Genomic DNA, 22,904 nt, shown 5'->3' with positions numbered 1-22,904 from the left:
CATCTGCGGCCATCCATCCCCCTGAAGCGGGTGGCACGTGGTAATGGCTCGCGATCCTGGCGCAGGCCTCAGACATCATGGCCTGCCGCAACTGCACCAGCCATGCCTGGGGGACTACCAATCGCTGCCCTGGAGGCAGCCAGCCCCCGCGGCCTGGTGGCACCCTTCCAGCCACTGGCTCTGCCTGAATTCACATGGGCCGCGGCGCGGTGCGCGCCTCCTGGGTCAACTTGAGGAGTTGGCCGCTGCCATCGCTCTGTGGCGGGCTGAGCGGCGCGGCGTCGACGAGCCCTGCCCTGACGGCACCCCTTGCCGTGATCGAAGCAGCGGCCGCTCCGCCCCGTCTGCCGAATGCTCCGGCTACGCCCTGTAGACTGGGCTGCGGCCGCTCAGGAGCGCACCACCAGGCAGTCGTGGCCCTGGCGCTTGATCGCCTTGCAGGCGCTCTCGGCCTTGCTCTGGTCGTAGCCGACCAGCCGGGCGAGATAGATCTTCTTGCCCTTGCTGGTCGAGGCGAGGACGGTGGGCTTGCCGCGCAGCTTCTTGGCCATCTCGCCGACTACGCGCTGGACCTGACGGTGGGCGGCCTTCTCCGAGGAGAAGCCGCCGACCTGTACCGAGTAGCGGTGGCGGTGACCCGCGGCCGGCGACTGCGGTGCCACCGCAGCGACCACCACGGGCTTGGCGGCCGGCGGCGGTGCCAGCGCCCCGCCTTCCGAATCGCCCTGGTCGCGCGCGGCGGCGAGGTCCACGCCGTCGCCCTGCGCGGCTGGCGTCCGCACTGGGCCGGCCGCGGCCACGGCGGTGTTCGCCGACGCGGTGCCGAGCAGCGGCATCGCCCGGGCGATCTGGACCGAGGCGAAGCCGTCGTCCAGCAGCCGCATGGTCTGCCGGTCGCGGGCCCGCGCCGTCTTGCCGCCCAGCACCACGGCGATCAGCCGCCGCCCGCCGCGGACCGAGGAGGCGACGAGGTTGTAGCCGGACGCACTGATATAGCCGGTCTTCAGGCCGTCCGTGCCCGGATAGCGGCCGAGCAGCCAGTTGTGGTTGCGGATCGTCCGGCCGGCATAGCTGAACTCGGCACGGGAGAAGTAGGGGTAGTATTCGGGGAAGTCGTCGATCAGCCGGCTGGCCAGCATGGCCATCTCGATCGCGGTGGTCACCTGCTCCGGGTTCGGCAGGCCCGAGGCGTTCTTGAACCGGGTCTTCTTCATGCCGAGCTGGCGGGCCTTCTTGGTCATCTGCTCGGCGAACGCCTCCTCGCTGCCGGCCAGCCCCTCGGCCACCACGCTGGCCGCGTCGTTGGCCGACTTGGTCAGGAGCGCCATGATCGCGTCGTCGAGCGTGATCGACTTGCCGGAGCGCAGCCCGAGCTTCGATGGCGGGCGGGACGCGGCGCGGGCAGAGATCGGCAGCCTGGTGTCCAGCGTGACCTTGCCGGCACGCACCGCCTCGAAGGCCAGGTAGACCGTCATCATCTTGGTCAGCGAGGCCGGATGGCGCAGCCCGGTCGCATCCTCGCCGAGCAGCACCTCGCCGCTGGCATGATCGACCACCACGGCGGCATAGCGCGGCACCAGCGCGCCCTTCGCCACGGCTCCTGCGGCCAGCAACTGACAGAGCCCCAGGGTCAGGGCCAGGCAGAAGGCCGCCAGAACACGTCTCGAACCGGTTGAGCTAGCCATGCCGACGTCCACCTGAGCGCGCCGCACCGACCCGATCCGGCCGAGCCCGCGGAGCGCGACTCAGCCAGTCGTTCCGGTCACTTGCGATGTGCGCATCACACCGTACCTCAGCCACGATTACCCACGACCAGAGGTAGAAATCAATGCCGGAATAATCGCTCGCGCATTATTCTGCAGGAATGAGGAAACGGCGATACACCCAGCCGGTCGGCCGGCCGTCCGCGGCGGGGATGCGGTGCCAGCCGAGCTGCTCCCGATCGGTCTGGACCAGCACGCCTTCGGGCAGCACGCCCACCACGTCGAACGAATTGTCCGGCCCCCCGCGCATGTTCACCGCGGTGCTGATCCGATAGCGTCCACCAGCCTCGGCGGCCTCGGCCGTGGCCGGTCCGGTTGCAGGCGGTGCCGGCTCCGGCTCGGCCGGCGCATCCTGCCGCGCCACCGGACGCTCCGCCTGCCCGGGCACCGGCGCTTCCTCCTGCGCGGCGTCCCCTTGCGCCTCATCCCCCTGCCCGGCCGGATCCTGCTCCGGCCCGGCGGTCGGCTCGGCCTCGCGGGCGGCCCGCAGCGCCTCGTCGAGCGAGTCCTGCGCCCGCTCCTCCGCGCTCCTGCTGCGCTCGACCGCCGCCGCCATCCCATCCGGGTCATCCGGGTCCGGGCCGACAGGCGAAACGTCCGGCGCTACCCCGGCCACCGCACCGGGCTCGCCTGCAGCCCCGGCGGGCGGGGCACCTTCCGCCTGCTCCGCCAGCGTGGCGAGCGCTGCGGTGGCCGCAGCATTGCCGGGCTCCAGCGCCAGCACCTGGCGGAAATCCCGCGCCGCTTCCTCGACCATGCCCAGCTCGATCCGCAGGGCACCCCGATACTGCAAGGCTTCCAGATAGCTCGGGTCGATCGCGAGCGCCTGGTCGTAGTCGGCCAGCGCGGCATTCCGGTTGCCCGACTGGGCGCTGGCCAGCCCGCGCGTGAGATAGGCGTAGCGGAGGTTGCGGATCGTGGTCGGGTCGTCGGCCTTGAGCTTCTGCGCCTGGAGATAGTCGGCGATCGCCGCATCGTAGTCGCCGAGCTGCGAGTAGGCGACGCCGCGATTGTTGAGCGTCACCGCCAGCGCCTCCGGGTCCAGCCCGCCTGCCTCGATCGCCCGGCCGAACGCGGCCGCCGCCTCGGCGAACGCGCCGGACCGGTAGAACTCGTAGCCCTGCCGGAGATCGTCGGGCAGTTGCGCGCCGGCCGTGCCGGTCACCGTCAGGCAGCCGGCCACGACCATGCCCGCCAGATGGCGCCGCCACCGCCAGCCCGCGCGGCCCGGAGCGCCCCGGGGGCTGCGGCCGGCCGTCACGACTTGGCTCCCGGCTTGCGCGCCCGGTACCGGCTGCGCAGCGTCGCCGCATGGCCCTCGCGCACGATCTGCTCCGGCCGGGTGACGGCCAGCGCATCGTCCGGAACGTCCCTGGTGATCACGCTGCCAGCCCCCACCAGTGCGCCGGCCCCCACCTGGACCGGCGCCACCAGTGCCGTGTTGGAGCCGATGAACGCGCCGGCCCCGATGGCGGTGCGATGCTTGCCGAACCCGTCATAGTTGCAGGTGATGGTGCCGGCCCCGAGATTGGCGGCCTCCCCCACCTCCGCGTCGCCGACATAGCTCAGATGGCTGACCCTGGCGCCGGCGCCCAGCTGCGCGTTCTTGGTCTCGACGAAGTTGCCGACCTTGGCGCCCTTGCCGATCCGGCTGCCCGGCCGGACCCTGGCGAACGGGCCGATCTCGGCATCGGCCCCGATCGTGCAGCCCGCCAGATGGGAGAACGCGTGGACCCTGGCGCCGGCCTCGATCCGCACCTTTGGCCCGATCATCACGTAGGGCTCGATCATGGCACCGGGTGCCACCTCGCTGTCCGCCGAGAAATGGACGCTGTCCGGCACCGGCATGATCACGCCCAGTTCCAGGAGCCGCTCGCGCTGCCGCTCCTGGAACAGCCCGTAGGCGTCGGCGAGCTGCCGCTGGCTGTTGACGCCCACCCCGTCCTGCCAGGGCCCTCCGACCGCCACGCAGGCCCAGCCGCGCTCGCGCGCCAGCTCCACGATGTCGGTGAGATAATACTCGTTCTTGTCCGGACGGTGCGGCACCGCCGCCAGCAGCTCGGGCAGCCGCGCGGCATCCATCGCCATCACTCCGGCATTGCACAGGCCCGAGCGCCGCAGCTCCGGGTCGGCATGGCGCTCCTCCACGATCGCCAGCAGCCGCCCGTCCTCCTGGCGGAACCGGCCATAGCCGGTGCGGTCGGGCGGATCCATGCCCAGCACCGCCACGGCGGCATCGGCTGCGCGCCTGGCCGTCAGCAGCTCTTGCAGGGTCTCGGCCCGGATCAGCGGCGTGTCGCCATACAGCACCAGGACCTCGCCGGTCGCCGGCAGCCCGGCAATGCCGGCCTGCACGGCATGGCCGGTCCCGAGCGGCGGGTCCTGGATCGCCACGGACAGCGGCAGGCCGGAGCGCATCGCTGCCTCCGCGACCTCCTCCATGCCCGGTGCCAGGACCAGGACGACCCGTGCCGGGTCGAGCTCGCCCGCCACCGCCAGCACATGCTCCAGGAGGCTGCGGCCGGCCAGCGGATGCAGGACCTTCGGCCGGCCGTTCCGCATCCTCGTACCCTTGCCCGCGGCCAGGATCAGGACATGCAGCGCTGTCGTCATCGATCTCCGTCTCTCGATCCTGCGGCCAACGATCCTGCCGTAGACCGGACCGGAGTCCCGTCCGGCCGGCGATCCCCCCTGCCGCCCTGCCCCAACCAGCCGGTCCTAGCAAGCCGGTATGGCTGCGGAACGCAACGGCCCCGAGTGTAACGAGTCCGCTTGACCGGACAATGCAGGCACCGCTTCCTGCGGCGATGTCTGCCTCCGGTGCCGGGGCACCCGCTGCCGGCACCGCCGCGTCCCAGCCTTTGTTGGAGCACTGAACTTGGCCTCGTTTCCGCCGCTGCGGGCCATCCTGTTCGACCTGGACGGCACGCTGGTCGAATCCGCCCCGGACCTCCATGCCACGTTGGTGGAGGTGACCGCGGAGCTGGGCGTCGAGGCGCCGAGCCTGCCCGAGCTGCGCACCATGATCGGCGACGGCGCCCGGGTCCTGATTCGGCGTGCCCTGGACGCTGCCGGGCACCCGGACGACCCGGAACTGCTGGAGCGGCTGTTTCAGAACTTCCTCGCCCGCTACACGGCCAACCCCTGCCGGCACAGCTTCGCCTATGAGGGCGTGGTGCCGGTGCTCACCGATCTCGCGGCCCGCGGCATCCGGATGGGGGTCTGCACCAACAAGCCCCATGCGCCGACGCTGGGCCTGCTGGATGCGCTGGGCCTTTCCGGCTTCTTCGGCGCGGTGGTGGGCGGCGACAGCCTGCCGGTGCGCAAGCCCGACCCGGAGCATGCGCTGGCGACGCTGCGCCCCCTGGGGGTGGCACCCGAGGAGGCGATCTTCGTCGGGGACAGCACCAACGACGTGGTCACCGCGCGCGCGGCCGGCATGAAGGTGATCGTGGTCAGCTTCGGCTACACCACCATCCCGCCGCGCGAGCTGGGCGCCGACCTGGTGATCGACCGTTTCGACGAATTGCCGGCCGCAATCGACCAGTTGCGCCCGGGCAGCCGTCTCGCCGGCAGCCCTGCCGGCAGCCCCGTCGGCAGCATTGCGTCTTGACACCGGGCGGGCGACGATGCACCAGACGGGCGGCGTCGGGCGCTTAGCTCAGCGGTAGAGCACTACCTTCACACGGTAGGGGTCGCAGGTTCGAACCCTGCAGCGCCCACCATCCCGCCGCCCCTCCCTCGACCTGTCGGCTGGCGCGCTTTTCCTCGCAAAGGCGCAGGCGCGGCCTTGAGGTCCGCCCTCGCAAACGACTGTTCCGCTCCCTACATCTGCTGGGGACCAGGAACCGCTCGACGAGGGGAAGACGCCGTCCATGAACATGGTCTTGCGCAAGGCCGCAGGATTCGCCCTGCTCGCCGCGACGCTCGGCATCGCCGGCTGCCAGGCACTGTTCGCCCATGCGTTCTGACCGGCCGGCCGGTCCCGGCAGCGACATATTGGGCGGCTATGCGCCGCCCCAGCGCTGGATCCCGGAAGCCCGCTCGCGCCTGGAAGGGCGGTTCGAGGGGCTGGTCCTCTATCTGTTCGCGCTCTGGCCGATCCTGGGTGCCCTGGTGGCGCTGAGCCGGGGCCGGGCGGATGCCGTACTGGTGGACGTGCTGGCGGCAGCGCTGGTGATCGGCGGGGCCGGCCTGATCCGTTCCGGCCGCCGGGCCGAGCGGGCGTTCCGGGCACTCAAGGTCGCCCGCGCGCCGAGCCTGCCGCGCAAGCTCCTGGGGGCAGCCTCCCTGAGCCTCGCCGCCTTCACGCTGGCCTTTGCCGGCGCCGGGCACGACTTCCTGTCCGGGATCGCGTTCGGCCTGGGTGCGGGCTTCGCCACCCTGCTGATGTACGGGTTCGACCCGCGCGGCGAGAAGCGTGCCGCCAGCGTGGACGGTATCGACACCGACCTGTTCCGCCAGGCCCTGGACGCCGCATCCGCCCGAATCACCGAGCTGGACCAGATCCGGCGCCGCATCCGCTCGCAGGCCCTCACCCAGCGCCTGTCGCGGGTGGTGCAGCGGGCCCAGGGGCTGGTCGACACGATCGAGCGCCAGCCCGACACGTTCAACCGGGCGCGCAAGGTGCTGAACCTCTATCTGGACGAGACCCTGGGCATTGCCCGCCGCTTCGCCAGCTCCGGCCTGGACGGCGCCGACCCCGCGATCGAGCGCAAGTTCACCGTGGCCCTGGACGCCATGGAGGCGGCGATGACCGAACAGCAGCAGAAGCTGCTGGCCGCCGACGCGCTCGACCTGGACGTCCAGCTGGAAGTGCTGACCCGGCGCCTGAAGAGCGAGGGCATCCACGGATGACGGCTGGCACGGATGCCGTCCGGCTCCCGCCAGGCCGTCGCAGTTGATATTTCCTGCCCGCCGGCTCTCGCCGGCGACCGATCCCATCATCCTGTTCAGGGAGGAACGCCCCGATGAACGAGCCGTCCAGGACCTCCCCGCCGCCGCAGCCCACCTGGAGCGACGAGCCGGCACCGGTGGCCACGCCTGTGGCAGCCCGCCCCGGCCCGGTGGAGCCGGGCATCGCCCGGCCGATGCCGGCGCCGCTGCGCGAGGCGGCGCCGCTGGCACCGGCCCAGCCCAACGCCACCGCCCAGTCCACCTCCCCCGGCCTCACCGCCACCAGCGCGGAGATCGAGGCGATCACGGCGATGGCCCCGGAGCAGCGGGCCAAGATCGAGCAGCTCCTGAGCGAGATCGATCTGGGCGACAGCAACTCCGTGGTCCTGTTCGGTGCCCGGGCGCAGGGCGAGCTGACCAACATCAGCGAGCAGATGCTGGAGGGTGTGCGCAACAAGGATGCCGGCCCGGCCGGCGACGCGCTGTCGCGCATGCTGCTGACCCTCAAGGGCTTCGACACCAGCGACCTGAAGGACGTGAAGAAGCCTGGCTGGATCAAGCGGATGCTGGGCGCCACCGAGCCCGTCCACAAGTTCGTCCAGAAGTACCAGGAAGTCCGCGGCCAGATCGAGACGATCGGCGACAGCCTGAACAAGCACAAGAACACCCTGATGGTCGATGTCGAGAAGCTCGACCGGCTCTACGACGCGACCCTGTCCTACTTCCACCAGCTGGCGCTCTATATCGGTGCCGGCGAGGAGATGCTGCGCAAGATTGACGCGGAGCAGATCCCGGCCCTGACCCGCGCGGCCGAGCAGTCCGACGACGTGCTGGCCGCCCAGCAGCTGCGCGACCTGCGCAGTGCCCGGGATGACCTGGAGCGGCGCGTCCACGACCTGAAGCTGACCCGCCAGGTCACCATGCAGGCCCTGCCGTCGATCCGGCTGGTCCAGGAGAACGACAAGGGCCTGATCACCAAGATCACCAGCACGCTCGCCAACACCATCCCGCTCTGGAAGACCCAGCTCGCCCAGGCGATCACGATCTACCGCTCGAGCCAGGCCGCCAAGACGCTGAAGGAGGCGACCGACCTGACCAACCAGCTGCTCGAGGCGAACGCGAAGAACCTGAAGGACGCGAACGCCATGGTCCGCGAGCAGATCGAGCGCGGCGTGTTCGACATCTCGGTGGTCGAGAAGGCCAATCGCGCCCTGATCGAAACCATCCAGGACAGCCTGCGCATTGCGGACGAGGGCAAGATCAAGCGGGCCGATGCCGAAAAGCGCCTGATCGCGTGTGAGAACGAGCTGAAGCAGGTGCTGCGCGCCGCCTCGGCCGCGCGGACCACCGGCGGTCCCGGCCAGCCCGCCTGGAGGAGCTGAGCCATGTCGCTCTGGGAGCGCCTGACCGGCGAGTTCGTCGACGTCATCGACTGGAAGGATGACAGCTCCGACACGCTGGTCTGGCGGTTCGAGCGCTGGCAGGACGCGATCAAGCAGGGGGCCAAGCTGACGGTGCGCGAGGGCCAGGTCGCGATCTTCGTCAGCGAGGGTCAGCTTGCGGACGTGTTCCCGCCCGGGCTCTACTCCCTGGAAACCCGCAACCTGCCGGTGCTCACTACCATCCGGCACTGGGACCACGGCTTCAACTCGCCGTTCAAGGCCGACGTCTACTTCGTCTCGACCCGGCGCTTCACCGACCTGAAATGGGGCACGCGCAACCCGATCATGCTGCGCGACCCGGAGTTCGGGCCGATTCGGCTGCGTGCGTTTGGCTCCTACACGCTGAAGGTGGCGGACGCGCCCTTGTTCCTGCGCGAGGTGGTCGGCACGGACGGCCACTTCACCACCGAGGAAATCTCCAACCAGCTGCGCAACCTGATCGTGGCGAAGATGGCCGAGGGGCTGGCCACCAGCGGCGTGCCGGTCCTGGACCTGGCTGCGAACTACGAGAAGCTCGGCCGGTTCGTCACCGAGCGCACGGCACCCCTGGTCCGCGAGTCCTACGGCATCGACCTCCTCCAGCTCCTGGTGGAGAACGTGTCCCTGCCGCCTGCCGTCGAGCAGGCGCTGGACAAGCGCAGCTCGATGGGTGTGATCGGCGACCTGGACCGCTACACCCGCTTCCAGGCGGCGGAGGCGCTGGGCGAGGGCGGCACGGACGGGGCACTCGGTGCCGGGATCGGCCTGGGTGCGGGCATGGCCATGGCGCAGCAGGTGGCGGGCGCCTTCGGTGCTACCGGCGCCGCTGCCCAGTCGGCGGCCAGCGCCACGCCGCCGCCCTTGCCCCGGGCGCTGAACTATCACGTGGCAATCGCCGGTGCTGCGCAGGGCCCCTTCGACGGCACGGCGCTGCGCCGGCTGGTCACCGAGGGCAAGCTCGGCCGGGACAGCATGGTCTGGACCGCCGGGATGGCTGACTGGGCCAGGGCGAGTGAGCGGCCGGACCTGGCCGAGCTGTTCGCCGACCAGCCCCCGCCCCTGCCGCCCGGCTGATCGATGCAGGGACCCTGGGGGGAACGGGCCGCCGCCGGATCGGGCGGTGCGCCCGAGGCAGCGCCGACGACGGGCGACCGAAGGTTCCCGTGCAGCCAGTGCGGCGCGTTCCTGACCTTCAAGCCCGGCACGCAGGTGATGGTCTGCGGGTTCTGCGGCCACGAGAACCGGATCGAGGAGGTCGAGAAGCCCGGCTCGCTGCGCGAGCTCGACTTCCATGCCTGGCTCGGCCGGCTCGCCGACCAGCGCGACATCGAGGAAACGCGCACCGTCAAGTGTGACGCCTGTGCTGCCGAGTTCAGCTTCGAGGGCGACCGGTTCAGCGGCGCCTGCCCGTTCTGCGGCTCGGCCACGGTCACCGATACCGGGGTCAACCGGCACATCAAGCCGTCCGGGCTCCTGCCGTTCGGCATCGACCGTCGCGGCGCCGAGGCGGCCTTCGACCGCTGGCTCAGGGGCCGGTGGTTCGCGCCCTCGGACCTGAAGCAGCGATCGGAGCGGCGCGAGCGGCTGAGCGGGATCTACCTGCCCTACTGGACCTATGACAGCGCCACCCGCTCGACCTATCGCGGCCAGCGCGGCGACCGCTACACCACGATGGAATGGGTGGCGGTGCGCGACGCCAAGGGCAATGTCCGCCAGGTCCAGCAGCCGGTGACCCGGATCCGCTGGCGCCCGGCCGCAGGCCAGGTGGCGCGTGACTTCGACGACGTGCTGGTCCCGGCCTCCGAGAGCCTCCCGGTCGCGATGGTGGATCGCCTGGAGCCCTGGGACCTGCAGGACCTGCGCTTCTACCGCCAGGAATATCTCGCGGGATTCCAGGCTGAGGCCTATGGCATCGACCTGTCCGCCGGCTTCGACCAGGCCCGGGTCAAGATGGACGGGGTGATCCGCCAGGACGTCGCCCGGGCGATCGGCGGCGACGTGCAGCGGATCGACCATGTCGAGACCCGCCATGCCGACGTCACCTTCAAGCACGTGCTGTTGCCGGTCTGGATCGCCGCCTACCGCTACCGGGGCCGGCCCTACCGCTTCCTGGTCAACGCCCGCACCGGCCAGGTCCAGGGCGAGCGGCCCTGGTCCTGGGTCAAGATCACGGTAGCCGCCGCCCTCGCCGCCCTGATCCTGGTGATCGTGTTCGCGCTCCTCCAGGACGGCGGCATCATCGACCAGATCCTGCGCGGCTTCTGAGGCCCGCGGCGAAACATGACCTATGACCAGCTAGCGGAGAAACTGATTGAGGCAGGCGTGAATGAGAATAGCCGAAATCTGCGAAACAAGGTCAGTCGCGGCGGATTCTCAGCCGTTTTCTTTGTTCAGTGCTTGAAGGCAATTGGATGCAAGAGTCTTACTCTTGAGGAGTAGCTATACTGCTCAGCAATCCGTTCAACTCAGTGAGGCGCTGCCCTTTATCCTCAATCACGCCACGAACAAAGTTCGTGGCAGACGATACCCGATATGCTTCTACCACGTATCTCTCGTGAACCTGTCGCGCCGTCTTGCTTTGAAGGCGACGCCGCAATTCGTTTTCAATGAAGATTCTTGCCAAATTGTCAGCGCCATTTAGCGCTGAGTAAATGGTATGATCACCATGTTCGTTGGCCAATAGCCCGCTATTTCGATTAGTCGTCGTATATAATGTTCAGCATCTTCCGATTTTGCGCGTAAAGAACTCAAGTCGGCATTCATCTCAACGATGATAGGCAAACTGGGCGAAGATGCGAGTAGACTTGCCCCCTGAGCAACAATTAGAATATCAGAAGCCGCCATAGCAATGTGGCTAATCTGCCGCTTCGTCTCCTGCAAGCTTATGTCATGTGAGGCAGATTTATCCTTCGGAGCTTCGATTTCTCCGATTCCGTTCGTCGAAGATTCAGATGTCATACTTTCTGATGTTGTTCCTGGCTCCGTCTCGGGCCAACCGAGCAGATTCCTGATCTGCCCTCCGAAATTAATCCAAGCTAGCGTGAGGATCCCGCCCAGGAAGCACACCCAAGCCAGATTCTCTGCCGTCAGCATTGGCAGAACCTTCTCCTTAAAATTATCCCAAAACGTGAGATGGCCGACCCACATATCAACCCCGACGAATGCGAGGTAGATAGCCGGAATGACGGTGACAACACTGGCGATCGTGTTTTTGGATAACCAAGGCATGCCGCCACCCTAGCGGCGCTTTCCGACACTCTCCAAGTCCACTCAAGCATGCTTACTCTCCCGGTTGAGCATGCGGCCTGCGTAGCAACTCAGGCGTTGGGTGTATCTGCTACCTAAGGCCGAACGAGACCGGAGCGGCGGCGGCATGCCGGAAAGGACAGATCTGCCGGACAACGCTGTCGCAGCCGGAGCCGCACCCTCTTGCCGCTTCCTGCGGCCGTGCCCACCAAGAGGACGCCGGCCCATCGCTACGGCGCAGAGCATGTCCCTCGACCCGCCGATGCCGCCTTGCCGTTCAGCCTGAAGGTCCACCCGATGCCGAGCCCCCTCACCCAGACGCGTTCGCCCGGTCCGAGGGACGGCACGGTCCTGCCGGGCAACCGGGTGCTGCAGGTCGGCAGCGCGCTGGCAGCAGGGGCGGCCGTCGCGATCGGTGCCATGGGCGCGCATGCCTTTCGCGAGGCGGGGGATGCACGCGGGGCCGAGCTGATGGCACTCGCCAGCCAGTACCTGATGTGGCACGCCCTGGCCGCACTGGCGCTGAGCCGGCTGGCGGCCAGGCTTCAGGCTGCCATTACCGTGCTGCTGCTCTCGGCCGTGCTGTTCGCCGGCACGCTCGTCCTGCTGGCGCTGGGAGCACCCTCCTGGCTAGGTGCCGTCACCCCCTTGGGCGGCACCGGCCTGATCATCGGCTGGCTGATGGCCACCTGGGCGCTCCTGCGAGGGTCCAGGCCGGCTTGAAGCGGAGGCCGCCTGCAGCCGGTGAACATGTAGGCCCCGCACCGTCACGGGCCGAAGCTCTGCACCAGGCTGCCTGCCACCAGGTACCAGCCGTCCACCAGGACGAAGAAGATCAGCTTGATCGGCAGCGAGATCATCACCGGTGGCAGCATCATCATGCCCATCGACATCAGCACCGACGCGATCAGCAGGTCGATCACCAGGAACGGGATGAAGATCAGGAAGCCGATCTCGAAGGCGCGCCGCAATTCGCTGATCATGAACGCCGGGACGAGGGTGCGCAGCGGCGTCGCCTCGGCCGTCTCGGGCGCCACGCCCGAGAGGTTCAGGAACAGGTCGAGGTCCTTCTCGCGGGTATGGGTCAGCATGAAGGCCCGGACCGGGGCGCTGGCCCGCTCGAAGGCGGTGGCCTCGTCGATCTCCTCGGCCAGATAGGGTGCCAGCCCCTGCTCGTAGGCCCGCTGGAAGGTCGGCCCCATCACGAACGCCGTGAGGAACAGGGCGAGTCCGATCAGGACCGGGTTGGGCGGTGTCTGCTGCAGGCCGAGCGCGCTGCGTAGGAAGGAGAGCACGATCACGATCCGGGTGAACGAGGTCACCATCACCAGGATGCCGGGCGCCAGGCTCAGGACCGTGATCAGCGCCACGATCTGGACGAGCTGGCTCGTATAGGAGCCGCCGCCCAGGTCCAAGGTCAGGCCGGCAGCGCTAGCCGGTGCGCCTGCCCATGGCAGCAGGCCAGCCGCCAGCAGGATCGGCATGACGAAGCGTGCTTTCATGCCGCACTGTCCCGGCCGGCGTGGCTGGTCGTGGCCGTCACTCCTGCTGTCGCCGGCACTGGGAACCCCTCGCCTGCCACCACGACCGGCAGGCTGCCGCCCAGGATGATCAGGTGCTCGCGCTCGCCGTGGCGGATCACCAGCAGCCGGTGGCGGAGGTCGAGCGCCCGCTGCGCCACGATCGCCGGCCCGGACATGGGCCCGGCGGGTGCCGGCAGCCGCCCCGGCAGGCGGCGCAGGAGGAAGGGCAGGCCCGCCAGCAGGAGCGCTGCCACCAGCACGGCCAGGACGATGCGGAGCGGGTCGGGGCCGAGGTCGATCATGGCCGTACCGTGTGCGAACGATAGGCGCCGTGCGCCCGCCGCCGCCGGTCCTGCCGGGCGAGCTCCTCCGCCGCCGCTGTGCCCCGCTCGGCCAGCAGCTCGACCAGGGTCTCTAGCTCGTCGAGCAGTGCCAGCATGGCAGGCAGCCTGGTGCCGACCTCGACGTCCCGCAGGTCCGCCCCGAGATCGTGCAGGAGTTCCGCCAGGGCCTCGGGGTCGCGGTCGACCTCCCGCCGGATCGCCGCGAGCCGGGCGGCCAGCGCTGCGACATCGGCCTGGTCCGACTTGGCTGATTCCAGATCGGCGGCTCCGGGGTCGGCCGGCTCCGATCTTGCCTCCTGCGCTTTCGGCCGGCTCATCCATCGTCCTTCTGGCTGGTTCGCTGCATGGCCGGATCTTGAGGGCGCGATGGTTAAGATTCCGTTGCCGCGGTTACCGGGCGGCCCTTCGTCCACGGCGGCGGCTACCCATCTGCTGGGTGAGTTTTACCTGGGAGCCACGGCATTGCGGGAATGGACGGACGAGGAACTGACCCGGTTCTCGCGCCAGATCGTGCTGCGCGAGGTGGGCGGCGTCGGGCAGGATCGGCTGCTGCGCGCGAAGGTCGCACTGGTCGGCGTCGGGGGGATCGGCGCGCCGGCGTCGCTCCTGCTGGCCGCAGCCGGGATCGGGACGCTCCGCCTGATCGACCACGACCAGGTCGAGCTGTCCAACCTGCACCGCCAGGTCCTGTTCGACCCGGACGATGTCGGCCGGGCCAAGGTCGGGGCCGCCGATGCAAGGCTGGCGGCCAAGGCTCCCGGCCTGCGGGTCGAGCCCTTCCCGGTGAAGCTCGAGCGGAGCAATGTCGACACGCTGCTGAAGGGCGTCGACCTGGTGCTGGACGGCACCGATCAGTTCGAGGTCAGGAGCCTAGTGGCCGATGCCTGTGCGGCAGCCGGAATCCCGCTGGTCTCCGCCTCGGTGCAGGGCTTCGACGGCCAGCTCATCCTGTTGCGCCCCTATCTGGGCGCGCCGCATCCGAGCTATCGCTGCATCTACCCCGAGGCGCCCGGCCCGGGGCAGTTGCCGAGCTGCAGCCGCTCAGGCGTGCTGGGGCCGGTGGCGGCGACGATAGCGGGGCTTGCCGCCACGCTCGCCATCAAGACGCTGCTCGGCCTGGAAGACCCTGCCGTGGCGGCGCCGCTGTGCTGCTATGACGGCCTGGGCGGAATGCTGCATCAGATCGAGATACCGCGCACGGCGGCGGCCGGTCATGCGGCACCATGCATACCCGCCTATGCCGACGGCTGAGCCGATCCCATGATTGTGGCGTCGATGTTCTTGCATGTGCCAGAGCTTTTCACTAACCCAGCGCCATCTCGGTGTGGCGAGCCGGGATCGGTAAGCGGACGTAGTGCCTGAGATGGCACGCGCGTTCTAGTGTCCTTGACTTCCTTTTTTTCAGGCAGGGGCGATGAACAACATTGGCGCTATCGTGAACGACTACGTCGAGATCGACGACGACTACCGCCCGTCCGACGACGAAGCCTATATGAACCCGAAGCAGGAAGCGTATTTTCGCAAGAAGCTTCAGGCTTGGCGGGACGAGATCCTGCGCGGTTCGGACGAGACTCTGAAGCAGCTGAAGGAGCAGGATACCCGGCTTCCCGATGCCACGGACTGGGCGAGTGCCGAGATCCAGCGCTCGTTCGAGCTGCGGACCCGTGACCGGGAGCGCAAGCTGCTGAGCAAGATCGAGGCGGCGCTGCGGCGGATCGACGAAGGCTCCTACGGCTATTGCGAGGAGACCCAGGAGCCGATCGGGATCAGGCGGCTCGAGGCCCGGCCGATCGCCACCCTGGCGATCGAGGCCCAGGAGCGCCACGAGCGCCGCGAGCGGACCTACCGGGAGGAGTGAGGCGGTAGCCCGGCAATAGCTGCCGGGCAGATCCTGCCGCCATGCGGGCCTGCCGTACCGGGTCGGATCGCGCTCGTACCCCCATCGGCACGGCCTGACCGTCGATCTCCAGGCGGCGCCTAGTCTGGCACGGGTGTTGCTGCTTCGTTCGCCGAGTTCAACCGGCGACCGATGCATGCCCGACCCTGCCGCTCTCTTCCCACCCGGCCCTGCCCTGCCGTCGGCCAGCGGTCCGCTTCCCGCCCAGGCCACCCAGGCGCGTCCGGCTACGCAGTCGACGCCGTTCGGCGAGTTCATCGCCGTCGCCCAGGCAGGTGACGCTGTCCCTGCGGGCCCGGACGTCATGCCAGCCCCGGCAATGGCCACGGCCCCCGGCGCCGTGCAGGCAGACTCCATCGTGGCGGACGGCTCGCTCCCGGGTGCGGGCGCCATCGCGGGCACAGCCGAATCGTGGTCGCTCGGCGGGTTGACGCCCTCACGCACTGGCGAGGCAGTAGCCCCCGCCGATCCCCAAGGGACGGACATTGCGGCCGACCTGCCGCCGGCCGACGACGCAGCCCCACCTGTCGATGCCACGCCGCTGGCTGCCCTGCCCCTGCTGATCCCGGCCGTGCTGCCCCAGGCGGCACCGGGCCTGCCTGCCGGCACACAGGCCACGGCGCCGGCAGCCGGCTCGTCAGCCGGTGGCGCCGCCACACCGCCACCCGCCGAGCCGGCGCAATCCGCCAACGCCGCTTTGCCCGCTGCGGCACCACACGGGGATGTGCTGCCCGAAGCGCCGGACGCGGCCGTGCTGCCGGACACTCCGGCCAAGGCCGGCCAAGCCGTGGCGTCAGCGGAAACGGCGCTTCATCCGCTGCGCGCCAGCCCGGTCACTTCTGCCGGGAGCCCCGCACGCACCGCCACCGCCAGCGAGATCACCGCCAGCGGTGCATCCGGGGTGCCAGCGAGCCAGCCGGGGCCGGATCCGCTTTCCACCCCGGCGACGCCGGGTGCGGCCACCAGTTCGTCCCCGGCAGCACCGCCCGCCGGCCAGCCCGATGCGGGTGCCGATCCCGGTCCAGCCGAGCCGGCCGGTGCGATCGCCCAGGCACCCGCGACCGGATCCGCACCCGACGACAGCCAGGGCGGGAAGCTGCCGGCCGATGCGGCCCCGCCGCCGGGACCGGCTCCGTCCCCGGAACCGGCCGTAACCGCAATGAACGGACCCTATGGCCGGGGCAGCGATGCCTATGTGCGGGCGACACAGCAGGCTGATCCGGCGGCCCAGCTGGCACCGACCATCGCCCAGAGCCTGTCGGGCGACCGCCGGGTCGTGTCGGTGCAGCTCCATCTCGCCGAGCTGGGGGTGGTGCAGATCCGGGTCGTGGTGGATCAGGACCGGCGGGTGCGTGCCGTGCTCAGTGCCGCCCGCCCGGAAACGGTCGAGCTCCTGCAGCGCCACGCGCCGGGCATCGAGCGGGCGCTCACCGCGACCGGCCTGAGCCTCGCCGGCTCCGACGCCCTGACCTTCGACCTCGGCACGTCCGGGCAGCAGGGCGGGCAGCAGCCCGAGCGTGGCCCGGGCGGGCATGGGCCGCCGTCCGGCCCGTCCGGGCCGCCGTCCGGCCCGACCGCGCCGCTGGCGGTGCTGCCGGATGAACCAGTACCCGCTGCCCTGCGGCCGACTACCGGCCTGTTCGATCTCGTCCTCTAGCCAGAGGCCCGCCCATGTCCGCCATCGAATCCACGCTCGCCGCCCTGCCCGACGGCAGTGGCAGCGCCGCCAGGTCGGCTGCCACCAAGCTCACCGACCATTTCGACAACTTCCTCACGCTGCTGACGACCCAGCTGAAGAACCAGGATCCGCTGTCGCCGATGGATACGGAGACCTTCACCCAGCAGCTCGTCCAGTTCACCTCGGTCGAGCAGTCGATCAAGACCAATGACAGCCTGGAGCAGTTGATCGGCCTGGTGCAGGGCACCCGCCAGACCACGATGCTCGGCTATCTCGGCACCACCGTGCAGGCGAAGAGTAACCGGATGGCCCTGGGCAGCGAGGGCTCCGGCAGGATCAGCTATGAGCTGCCGGCCGCGGCTGCCTCGGTGTCCATCAAGATCTATGACGGGTCCGGCACCCTGGTCGCGGAGACCCGCGGCCCCACCGCCGCGGGCCGGCATCAGGTCGCCTGGGACGGCGCGACCTCCAGCGGCGGCCGGGCGCCCGCCGAGACCTACCGGGTAGCGGTCGCCGCCCAGACGCTGGACGGCAAGGCCCTCGACGTCACCCAGTACCTGTACGGCACGGTCGATGCGATCGACCCCGCGGCCGACCAGCCGACCCTGTCGGTCAGCGGCGTCGACGTGCCGCTCACCGATATCACCGCGATCGCCCGGCCGGGCGGCTGATCGAGCCCGGCATCGGCAGCTCCATTCCCACCTTCGCGCAAGGACCATCTCGACATGAGCCTGTTCGGTTCCCTGTTCACCGGCGTGTCCGGCTTGGCGGCGCAGAGCCGCTCGATGTCCGTCATCTCCGATAATGTCGCGAACGTCAGCACGATCGGCTACAAGGGCGGCGTGTCCAACTTCGCCTCGCTGGTGGTGAGCCCCGACCAGCAGCGGGCCTTCAGCCCCGGCGGTGTCCAGCACTCTACCAGGTTCCTGGTGGAGAAGCAGGGCCTGGTCCAGGCCACCGGCTCGGCCACCGATGCCGCCATCGTCGGCAACGGCTTCTTCGTGGTCGCCCAGGACCCGGGCGGCAACTCGCCCCCGCTCTACACGAGGGCCGGCTCGTTCACGCCGGACGCGGACGGCTATCTGCGCAGCGCCAACGGCTTCTACCTGCTGGGCTGGAAGCTCGACACCAGCGAGCAACCGCTCGACATCAACGTCACCCAGCCGGTCAACGTGCGTGATCTCAACGCCACCACGGTCGCCACGGCACAGCTCAAGCTGGGTGCCAACCTCGATTCCGGCCAGGCGATCCATACCGGCGCCTATGCTTCCGGCGACATGGCGGAATATGCCGCGACCAATGGAGCGGGCGGGACCGCGCCCGACTTCAAGCGGCAGATCCAGGTCTATGACAGCCTGGGCAACGCCCGCAGCATCACCATGGCCTTCCTGCGCACGCCGGGTGCCGCGACCTGGAGCGTCGAGCTCTACGCCGACACCGCCGACATCGAGAGCGGCGCCCATCCGAATGGTCTGCTGGGCTCGGGCACGGTGAGCTTCAACGGCAATGGCAGCATCGCCAGCCTCGCCATCACGCCGACCTATCCCGCCAGTGCCGTGGCCGGCGATCCCATCGGCATCGACTGGCTGAACTCGATCAACTCTGCCGATTCGTCCATCGTGATCGACTGGGGTGCGATCGGTGGGACCGACGGGCTGACCCAGTTCGCCGGCGAGAGCGCGGTCTCGTTCGTCACCAAGGACGGTGCCGGCTTCGGCGAGTTGAACGCGGTGCGGATCGACGAGGACGGGTTCGTCGAGGCGGCCTTCTCCAACGGCGAGGTGCGCCGGATCTTCCAGATCCCGGTCGCCACCTTCGCGAACCCGAGCGCCCTGCAGCCCCGGTCCGGCAACGTATTCGCGATGACCCGCGATTCCGGCGACGCGAACCTGCAGATCGCCGGCAGCGGCGGTGCCGGGCAGATCTCGCCCGCCGCCCTGGAGGCGGCCAATGTCGACCTCGCCGACGAGTTCACCAAGATGATCGTGACCCAACGCGCCTATTCGGCCAATGCCAAGGTGATCACGACCACGGACGACATGCTCGACGAGCTGATGCGCATCAAGCGCTGACAATAATATTCGGGTACGGTGCCGCGCCCGCCTGCCACTCTAATTTACTATCTATCTTATCAGGCGGTTAGGGAAGCGGGCAGTATTCCAGCTTCATGGAAACGCGTCGGCTGTCATAGGAGAACCACGATGTCCAGAACGATGGGCGCACCGGTCCAGGCCGCCGTCGGCCCGAACGGCACGCTCCTGCGCCTCGAGGACCTGCCACCCAGCGACACCAGGCGCTGGGTGGCGCGGCGCAAGGCCGAGGTCGTGGCCGCGGTCCAGGCCGGCATCCTGTCCCAGGAAGCCGCCTGCACCCGCTACAGCATCTCGGCGGAAGAATTCGAGATCTGGCAGAACGCCATCCAGCGTCACGGCCTGGGCGGCCTGCGCGTCACCCAGATCCAGGCAATCAAGCGTCGTGACCGTGAGCGAGGCCACTCCTGAAGCCGGTACCGGGCTGGAAGCTGCCCGGCCGTTAACCCGCACTTAACCAGTCCGGGCCTAGGTTCCGGGTCAGGGCGGCAACCTGCTGCCGACGAGTGACCCGGGACCCATGGACATAGCCACTCCATCGCCCTCGATCGGCACAGTACCAGCATCAGGCGGGCCAGCCGGCGGAGCAGCCGGGCGCCTGCAGGCGGCCATGGCCGCGGCGCAGGCGCTGGGGCCGGCCCGCCTCCTGGCGCTCGGCACGATCCTCCTGGGCTTCGTCATGTTCTTCGCGTTCGTGGCGAGCCGGGCGCTCGAGCCGTCCTTCGCGCTGCTCTACGCGGAGCTGCGCCCGGAGGATGCCCGGCTGATCACCGAACGCCTCCAGGCACAGGGCGTGGCCTATCGGCTGAACGCCGCAGGCGACGCGATCATGGTGCCGCAGGACCGGATCGGCGGGCTGCGCATGGATCTGGCCGCGGACGGCATGCCCCAGGGCAATGTCGTGGGCTACGAGATCTTCGACCAGGGCAGCAGCTTCGGCCAGACCGACTTCCTGTCGAACGTCAATCTGCGCCGCGCCATGGAAGGCGAGCTCGCGCGCTCGATCACGACGCTCCAGCCGGTCCGTGCCGCCCGGGTCCACATCGTCCAGCCGGAGCGCTCGCTGTTCCGCCGCGACGAGGCCAGGCCCAGTGCCTCGGTGGTGCTGGGCCTGCGCGGCGGCAGCGGGCTGGACGGCCGGCAGGTCCAGGCGATCCGCAACCTGGTCGCCGCGGCCGTTCCCGGGCTGGACCCATCTGCCATCACCATCGTGGACGACCGCGGCAACCTCCTGGCGCGCTCGGGCGAGGCCGGCGAGGCGGCGATGTTCCCCGGCGAGATCGATGAGCTGCGCAGCGGCTACGAGGCCAGGATCAAGCAGAAGGTCGTGCAGCTCCTGGAGCGGACGGTCGGCCTGGGCGGGGTCGATGCGGAAGTGACGGTCGAGATGAACTTCGACCAGGTCACCACCACTGCCGAGACCTTCGATCCGCAGAGCCAGGTCGCCCGCAGCACCCAGACGGTCGAGGAAGACTCCAGTCGCGACGAGACCGATGCGGATCAGCCCGTCTCGGTGACGAGCAACCTGCCGACCGCGGCGGCCCCGGCCGGTGCGTCCGCCGGCAGCCGGGAGCGCAGCAACCGCAGCGAGGAAACCGTCAACTTCGAGATCTCGCGCACCGTGCGCAACGAGGTGCAGCGCCCGGGCGGCATTCGCCGCCTGTCCATCGCCGTCCAGGTCGATGGCCTACGCGTGCCCGGCCCCGACGGCACCGTCGGCTATGCACCTCGCTCCGTTGAAGAGTTGGCCGAGCTGGAGGCGCTCGCCAAGGGCGCCGCGGGCTTCGACGAGGCGCGCGGCGACGTGTTCCGTATCGTCAGCCGCCGCTTCGTCGAGACAACGGTGCCCCCCCTGCCCGAGCCCGGCCTCCTGGAGCAGCTCGGGATCGATGGTGCCCGCTGGAGCGAGCTCGGCCTCCTGGCGCTCCTGACGCTCGCGGTCGTCTTCTTCGGGGTCCGCCCCGTCCTGAACCGGCTGCTGCCGCCCTCCAACGGCGCCGAAACGGCTTCGCTCGTCAACCAGGCCGGCACCGTGCCGCTTCTGGCGGCAGGGCCCGCGAATGGGCCGGCAGGCGGGCCGTCCGCCGAGGCCGTGACCGGCCATGGCGAGGCTGCCGGCGACGATCCGCAGCGCCGGCTGCCGGCCCCGGGATCGCCCGCACCGCACGACCAGCTCCTGCACGCGGTGGTGCGGATCGTCGACGAGCGGCTGGACGAGGCGGTCAAGATGATCCGCACCTGGCTTGGAGAATGACATGGGCAACCAGCTGGTGACCCTGACCCCCGCCGCGATGAGCGGGATCGACAAGGCGGCGGTGCTGATGCTCTCGCTCGACCCCGACCGCTCGCGACGCCTCATGGAGAGCCTGGAGTTCGACGACATCCGCACCCTGTCCCAGGCGATGTCGGCGCTCGGCCGGGCCGACCGCCCGACGGTCGAGCGGGTGCTGGGTGAGTTCTGCGAGCGGGTCGGCGCCACCAGCGGGGTGGTCGGCAGTTATGACGCGACCGAGCGGCTGCTCGCCTCGTTCCTGGAGAGCGAGCGGGTCGAGGCGATCATGGAGGAGATCCGCGGGCCCGCCGGCCGCACGGTCTGGGAGAAGCTCGCCAACGTCAACGAGGCGGTGCTCGCCTCCTACCTGAAGAACGAGTACCCGCAGACTGTGGCCGTGGTGCTTTCCCGGATCGAGGCCGCCCATGCGGCCCGGGTGCTGGCGAACCTGCCGGACGACTTCGCGCTCGAGGTCGTGTCCCGCATGCTGCGCATGGAGGTCGTGCAGAACGAGATCATCGGCGATGTAGAACGCACCCTGCGTGCCGAGTTCATGAGCAATCTCGCCCGCACCAACCGGCGCGACAATCACGAGGTGATGGCGGAGATCTTCAACTTCCTCGACCGGCAGACCGAGAGCCGGCTGATCACCTCGCTGGAGGAGCGCGACAAGGAATCGGCCGACCGGATCAAGGCGCTGATGTTCACCTTCGAGGATCTGGTGCGTCTGGACGCCGCCGGGGTCCAGACGCTGATCCGCAGCGTCGGCAACGAGCGCATCGGCCTGGCGCTCAAGGGGGCCAGCGAGCAGCTGAAGGACCTGATCCTCGGCAACATGTCGGAGCGCGCCGGCAAGATCCTGAAGGACGACATGGCCGCGATGGGCCCGGTGCGGCTCAAGGACGTCGAGGAGGCGCAGCAGTTCCTGGTCAACACCGCCAAGGATCTGGCGGCCGCCGGCGAGATCTATGTCGCCGACGACAAGAACGACCAGCTGGTCTACTAAGATGCGCGACGTGGCACCCGGTTCCATTGCCGTCGAGCCTGGCCTGTTCCCGGCCAGCACCCGGATGGTGCGCTTCGTCTTCCCCGACCTCACCGGGCCGGCGGCGTCGCCCATCGAGGCTGCGACACCCGCACCCGTCTGCCCGGTCGCAGCAGAGCCCGCCTTCGGCGAAGAGGAACTGGCGCGGGCGATGGCCTGGGCCGCCGCCCGGGCCGATGCCGCCGCCAGGCGCGCCATGGCCGCCAGCACCGAGGCAGCCCTGCTGCGCGTGGCGCAACGGCTGGCTGACCAGCTGGCCGAACTGCAGGCGGCCAGGCGCGCCGTGGCCGATGCGGCCGCCCGTGAGGCCACTGGCCTGTTCGCCACCCTGGCCCGCACCTGCCTCGACCAGCTCTGCGGCCGGGCCACGGCCGAAGTCATGGCCGATGCGGTGGGCCGGACGCTGGCGGAGCTGCCGGCCGATCAGGAACTGGTCGTGACGGTGGCGCCGGAACTGGTGGAGCCGATGACGGCCCTGCTGGCCGGGACCAGCCCCGGCTCCGGCAGCTGCCAGGTACGCGGCCAGGCCGGCATGCTGCCTGGCGATGTCGCGATGTCCTGGCCATCCGGCTGGTCGGAATGGTCGTTCGAGCAGCTGCGCCGGGACTTTCTCACTGCCTTCGAGAGCATGCCCGTTCCGGCGGACGATCCAGCCATGCCGGTGCCGGCCGAAGTCGGCATCAAGTCCCGTGCTTCCCACCAGTCCAGCGCTTTCCCTCAGGAGTGAAT

23 protein-coding genes and 1 tRNA gene are annotated in these 22,904 nt (G+C 69.5%); 17 read left to right on the top strand and 7 right to left on the bottom strand.

Annotation, left to right across the window (positions count from 1 at the left end):
* Positions 1 to 389: 389 nt before the first annotated feature.
* From HLA95_RS03890 to glmU, 3 genes are all read right to left on the bottom strand, one after another.
* A complete protein-coding gene (locus HLA95_RS03890) occupies positions 390 to 1,685 on the bottom strand; it encodes a D-alanyl-D-alanine carboxypeptidase (protein WP_222182481.1) in 1,296 nt (431 codons plus the stop codon).
* Positions 1,686 to 1,851: 166 nt separating this feature from the next.
* Positions 1,852 to 3,024, bottom strand: coding sequence for a tetratricopeptide repeat protein (locus tag HLA95_RS03885; RefSeq protein ID WP_222182479.1), 1,173 nt, complete (start codon positions 3,022 to 3,024; stop codon positions 1,852 to 1,854).
* Complete coding sequence (glmU, locus tag HLA95_RS03880; protein WP_191061632.1) at positions 3,021 to 4,376, bottom strand: bifunctional UDP-N-acetylglucosamine diphosphorylase/glucosamine-1-phosphate N-acetyltransferase GlmU; 1,356 nt, start codon at positions 4,374 to 4,376, stop codon at positions 3,021 to 3,023. The genes HLA95_RS03885 and glmU overlap by 4 nt, the downstream gene beginning before the upstream one ends.
* Before the next feature lie 265 nt (positions 4,377 to 4,641).
* Here glmU and gph point away from each other — a divergent pair, with 265 nt between their 5' ends.
* The 7 genes from gph (at position 4,642) to HLA95_RS29045 (ending at position 10,519) form a co-directional block, all read left to right on the top strand.
* Positions 4,642 to 5,376, top strand: a complete 735-nt coding sequence (gene gph / locus HLA95_RS03875) for a phosphoglycolate phosphatase (RefSeq protein WP_191061631.1) — start codon at positions 4,642 to 4,644, stop codon at positions 5,374 to 5,376.
* Positions 5,377 to 5,413: 37 nt separating this feature from the next.
* Positions 5,414 to 5,488 (top strand) — tRNA-Val (locus HLA95_RS03870).
* A 235-nt stretch (positions 5,489 to 5,723) separates the two neighbouring features.
* Positions 5,724 to 6,620 carry a 5-bromo-4-chloroindolyl phosphate hydrolysis family protein gene (locus tag HLA95_RS03865; RefSeq protein ID WP_222182477.1) on the top strand — a complete coding sequence of 299 codons (897 nt, stop codon included), beginning with the start codon at positions 5,724 to 5,726 and terminating at the stop codon, positions 6,618 to 6,620.
* Between the two features lie 113 nt (positions 6,621 to 6,733).
* Positions 6,734 to 8,041: a toxic anion resistance protein gene (locus tag HLA95_RS03860; protein ID WP_255591441.1), complete on the top strand. Its 1,308-nt coding sequence runs from the start codon at positions 6,734 to 6,736 to the stop codon at positions 8,039 to 8,041.
* Between the two features lie 3 nt (positions 8,042 to 8,044).
* Positions 8,045 to 9,154: an SPFH domain-containing protein gene (locus HLA95_RS03855; RefSeq protein ID WP_222182474.1), complete on the top strand. Its 1,110-nt coding sequence runs from the start codon at positions 8,045 to 8,047 to the stop codon at positions 9,152 to 9,154.
* Between the two features lie 3 nt (positions 9,155 to 9,157).
* A complete protein-coding gene (locus tag HLA95_RS03850; protein WP_191061198.1) occupies positions 9,158 to 10,345 on the top strand; it encodes a TFIIB-type zinc ribbon-containing protein in 1,188 nt (395 codons plus the stop codon).
* A 15-nt stretch (positions 10,346 to 10,360) separates the two neighbouring features.
* Positions 10,361 to 10,519: a DUF6471 domain-containing protein gene (locus HLA95_RS29045; RefSeq protein WP_222182472.1), complete on the top strand. Its 159-nt coding sequence runs from the start codon at positions 10,361 to 10,363 to the stop codon at positions 10,517 to 10,519.
* A 198-nt stretch (positions 10,520 to 10,717) separates the two neighbouring features.
* On the opposite strand, the gene HLA95_RS03840 is transcribed toward HLA95_RS29045, so the two are convergent.
* On the bottom strand, positions 10,718 to 11,308 hold the full coding sequence (locus HLA95_RS03840) for a hypothetical protein (RefSeq protein ID WP_191061197.1): 591 nt from the start codon (positions 11,306 to 11,308) through the stop codon (positions 10,718 to 10,720).
* 201 nt (positions 11,309 to 11,509) lie between these two features.
* Here HLA95_RS03840 and HLA95_RS03835 point away from each other — a divergent pair, with 201 nt between their 5' ends.
* Positions 11,510 to 12,049, top strand: coding sequence for a DUF423 domain-containing protein (locus HLA95_RS03835; protein ID WP_222182470.1), 540 nt, complete (start codon positions 11,510 to 11,512; stop codon positions 12,047 to 12,049).
* A 44-nt stretch (positions 12,050 to 12,093) separates the two neighbouring features.
* On the opposite strand, the gene fliP is transcribed toward HLA95_RS03835, so the two are convergent.
* Genes fliP through HLA95_RS03820 form a run of 3 tightly spaced genes read right to left on the bottom strand, consistent with a single transcriptional unit; the run spans position 12,094 to position 13,510 of the window.
* A complete protein-coding gene (fliP, locus tag HLA95_RS03830) occupies positions 12,094 to 12,828 on the bottom strand; it encodes a flagellar type III secretion system pore protein FliP (protein ID WP_191061196.1) in 735 nt (244 codons plus the stop codon).
* Entirely contained in the window at positions 12,825 to 13,151 is a 327-nt protein-coding gene (locus HLA95_RS03825) for a hypothetical protein (RefSeq protein ID WP_222182468.1), read from the bottom strand. Before HLA95_RS03825 ends, fliP begins: the two co-directional genes overlap by 4 nt.
* Complete coding sequence (locus HLA95_RS03820) at positions 13,148 to 13,510, bottom strand: hypothetical protein (protein WP_191061817.1); 363 nt, start codon at positions 13,508 to 13,510, stop codon at positions 13,148 to 13,150. Before HLA95_RS03820 ends, HLA95_RS03825 begins: the two co-directional genes overlap by 4 nt.
* Positions 13,511 to 13,655: 145 nt before the next feature.
* On the opposite strand from HLA95_RS03820, the gene HLA95_RS03815 reads away from it, so the two are divergent.
* The 9 genes from HLA95_RS03815 to HLA95_RS03775 all read left to right on the top strand — a co-directional run bounded on the left by HLA95_RS03815 (position 13,656) and on the right by HLA95_RS03775 (position 22,902).
* Positions 13,656 to 14,444, top strand: a complete 789-nt coding sequence (locus HLA95_RS03815) for a HesA/MoeB/ThiF family protein (RefSeq protein ID WP_191061816.1) — start codon at positions 13,656 to 13,658, stop codon at positions 14,442 to 14,444.
* A 163-nt stretch (positions 14,445 to 14,607) separates the two neighbouring features.
* Positions 14,608 to 15,051: an RNA polymerase-binding protein DksA gene (gene dksA / locus HLA95_RS03810; RefSeq protein ID WP_159713694.1), complete on the top strand. Its 444-nt coding sequence runs from the start codon at positions 14,608 to 14,610 to the stop codon at positions 15,049 to 15,051.
* A 175-nt stretch (positions 15,052 to 15,226) separates the two neighbouring features.
* Entirely contained in the window at positions 15,227 to 16,747 is a 1,521-nt protein-coding gene (locus HLA95_RS03805; RefSeq protein ID WP_222182466.1) for a flagellar hook-length control protein FliK, read from the top strand.
* A gap of 14 nt (positions 16,748 to 16,761) precedes the next feature.
* Positions 16,762 to 17,439 (top strand): flagellar hook assembly protein FlgD, encoded by a 678-nt coding sequence (locus tag HLA95_RS03800; protein ID WP_222182465.1) that lies wholly within the window; start codon positions 16,762 to 16,764, stop codon positions 17,437 to 17,439.
* Positions 17,440 to 17,493: 54 nt separating this feature from the next.
* A complete protein-coding gene (flgE, locus tag HLA95_RS03795; RefSeq protein ID WP_222182463.1) occupies positions 17,494 to 18,840 on the top strand; it encodes a flagellar hook protein FlgE in 1,347 nt (448 codons plus the stop codon).
* Between the two features lie 129 nt (positions 18,841 to 18,969).
* A complete protein-coding gene (sciP, locus tag HLA95_RS03790) occupies positions 18,970 to 19,269 on the top strand; it encodes a CtrA inhibitor SciP (RefSeq protein ID WP_191061931.1) in 300 nt (99 codons plus the stop codon).
* A 199-nt stretch (positions 19,270 to 19,468) separates the two neighbouring features.
* Complete coding sequence (gene fliF / locus HLA95_RS03785) at positions 19,469 to 21,112, top strand: flagellar basal-body MS-ring/collar protein FliF (protein ID WP_222182461.1); 1,644 nt, start codon at positions 19,469 to 19,471, stop codon at positions 21,110 to 21,112.
* A 1-nt stretch (position 21,113) separates the two neighbouring features.
* On the top strand, positions 21,114 to 22,136 hold the full coding sequence (gene fliG, locus HLA95_RS03780) for a flagellar motor switch protein FliG (RefSeq protein WP_223861842.1): 1,023 nt from the start codon (positions 21,114 to 21,116) through the stop codon (positions 22,134 to 22,136).
* A 10-nt stretch (positions 22,137 to 22,146) separates the two neighbouring features.
* On the top strand, positions 22,147 to 22,902 hold the full coding sequence (locus tag HLA95_RS03775) for a hypothetical protein (protein ID WP_222182459.1): 756 nt from the start codon (positions 22,147 to 22,149) through the stop codon (positions 22,900 to 22,902).
* Positions 22,903 to 22,904 lie beyond the last annotated feature (2 nt).

The sequence above is a fragment of the Geminicoccus harenae genome, from assembly GCF_019800005.1.
In the GTDB taxonomy this organism is placed as follows: domain Bacteria; phylum Pseudomonadota; class Alphaproteobacteria; order Geminicoccales; family Geminicoccaceae; genus Geminicoccus; species Geminicoccus harenae.
Note: the sequence above shows the minus strand (reverse complement) of the source record. Positions and strands in the feature narration are given on the sequence as shown.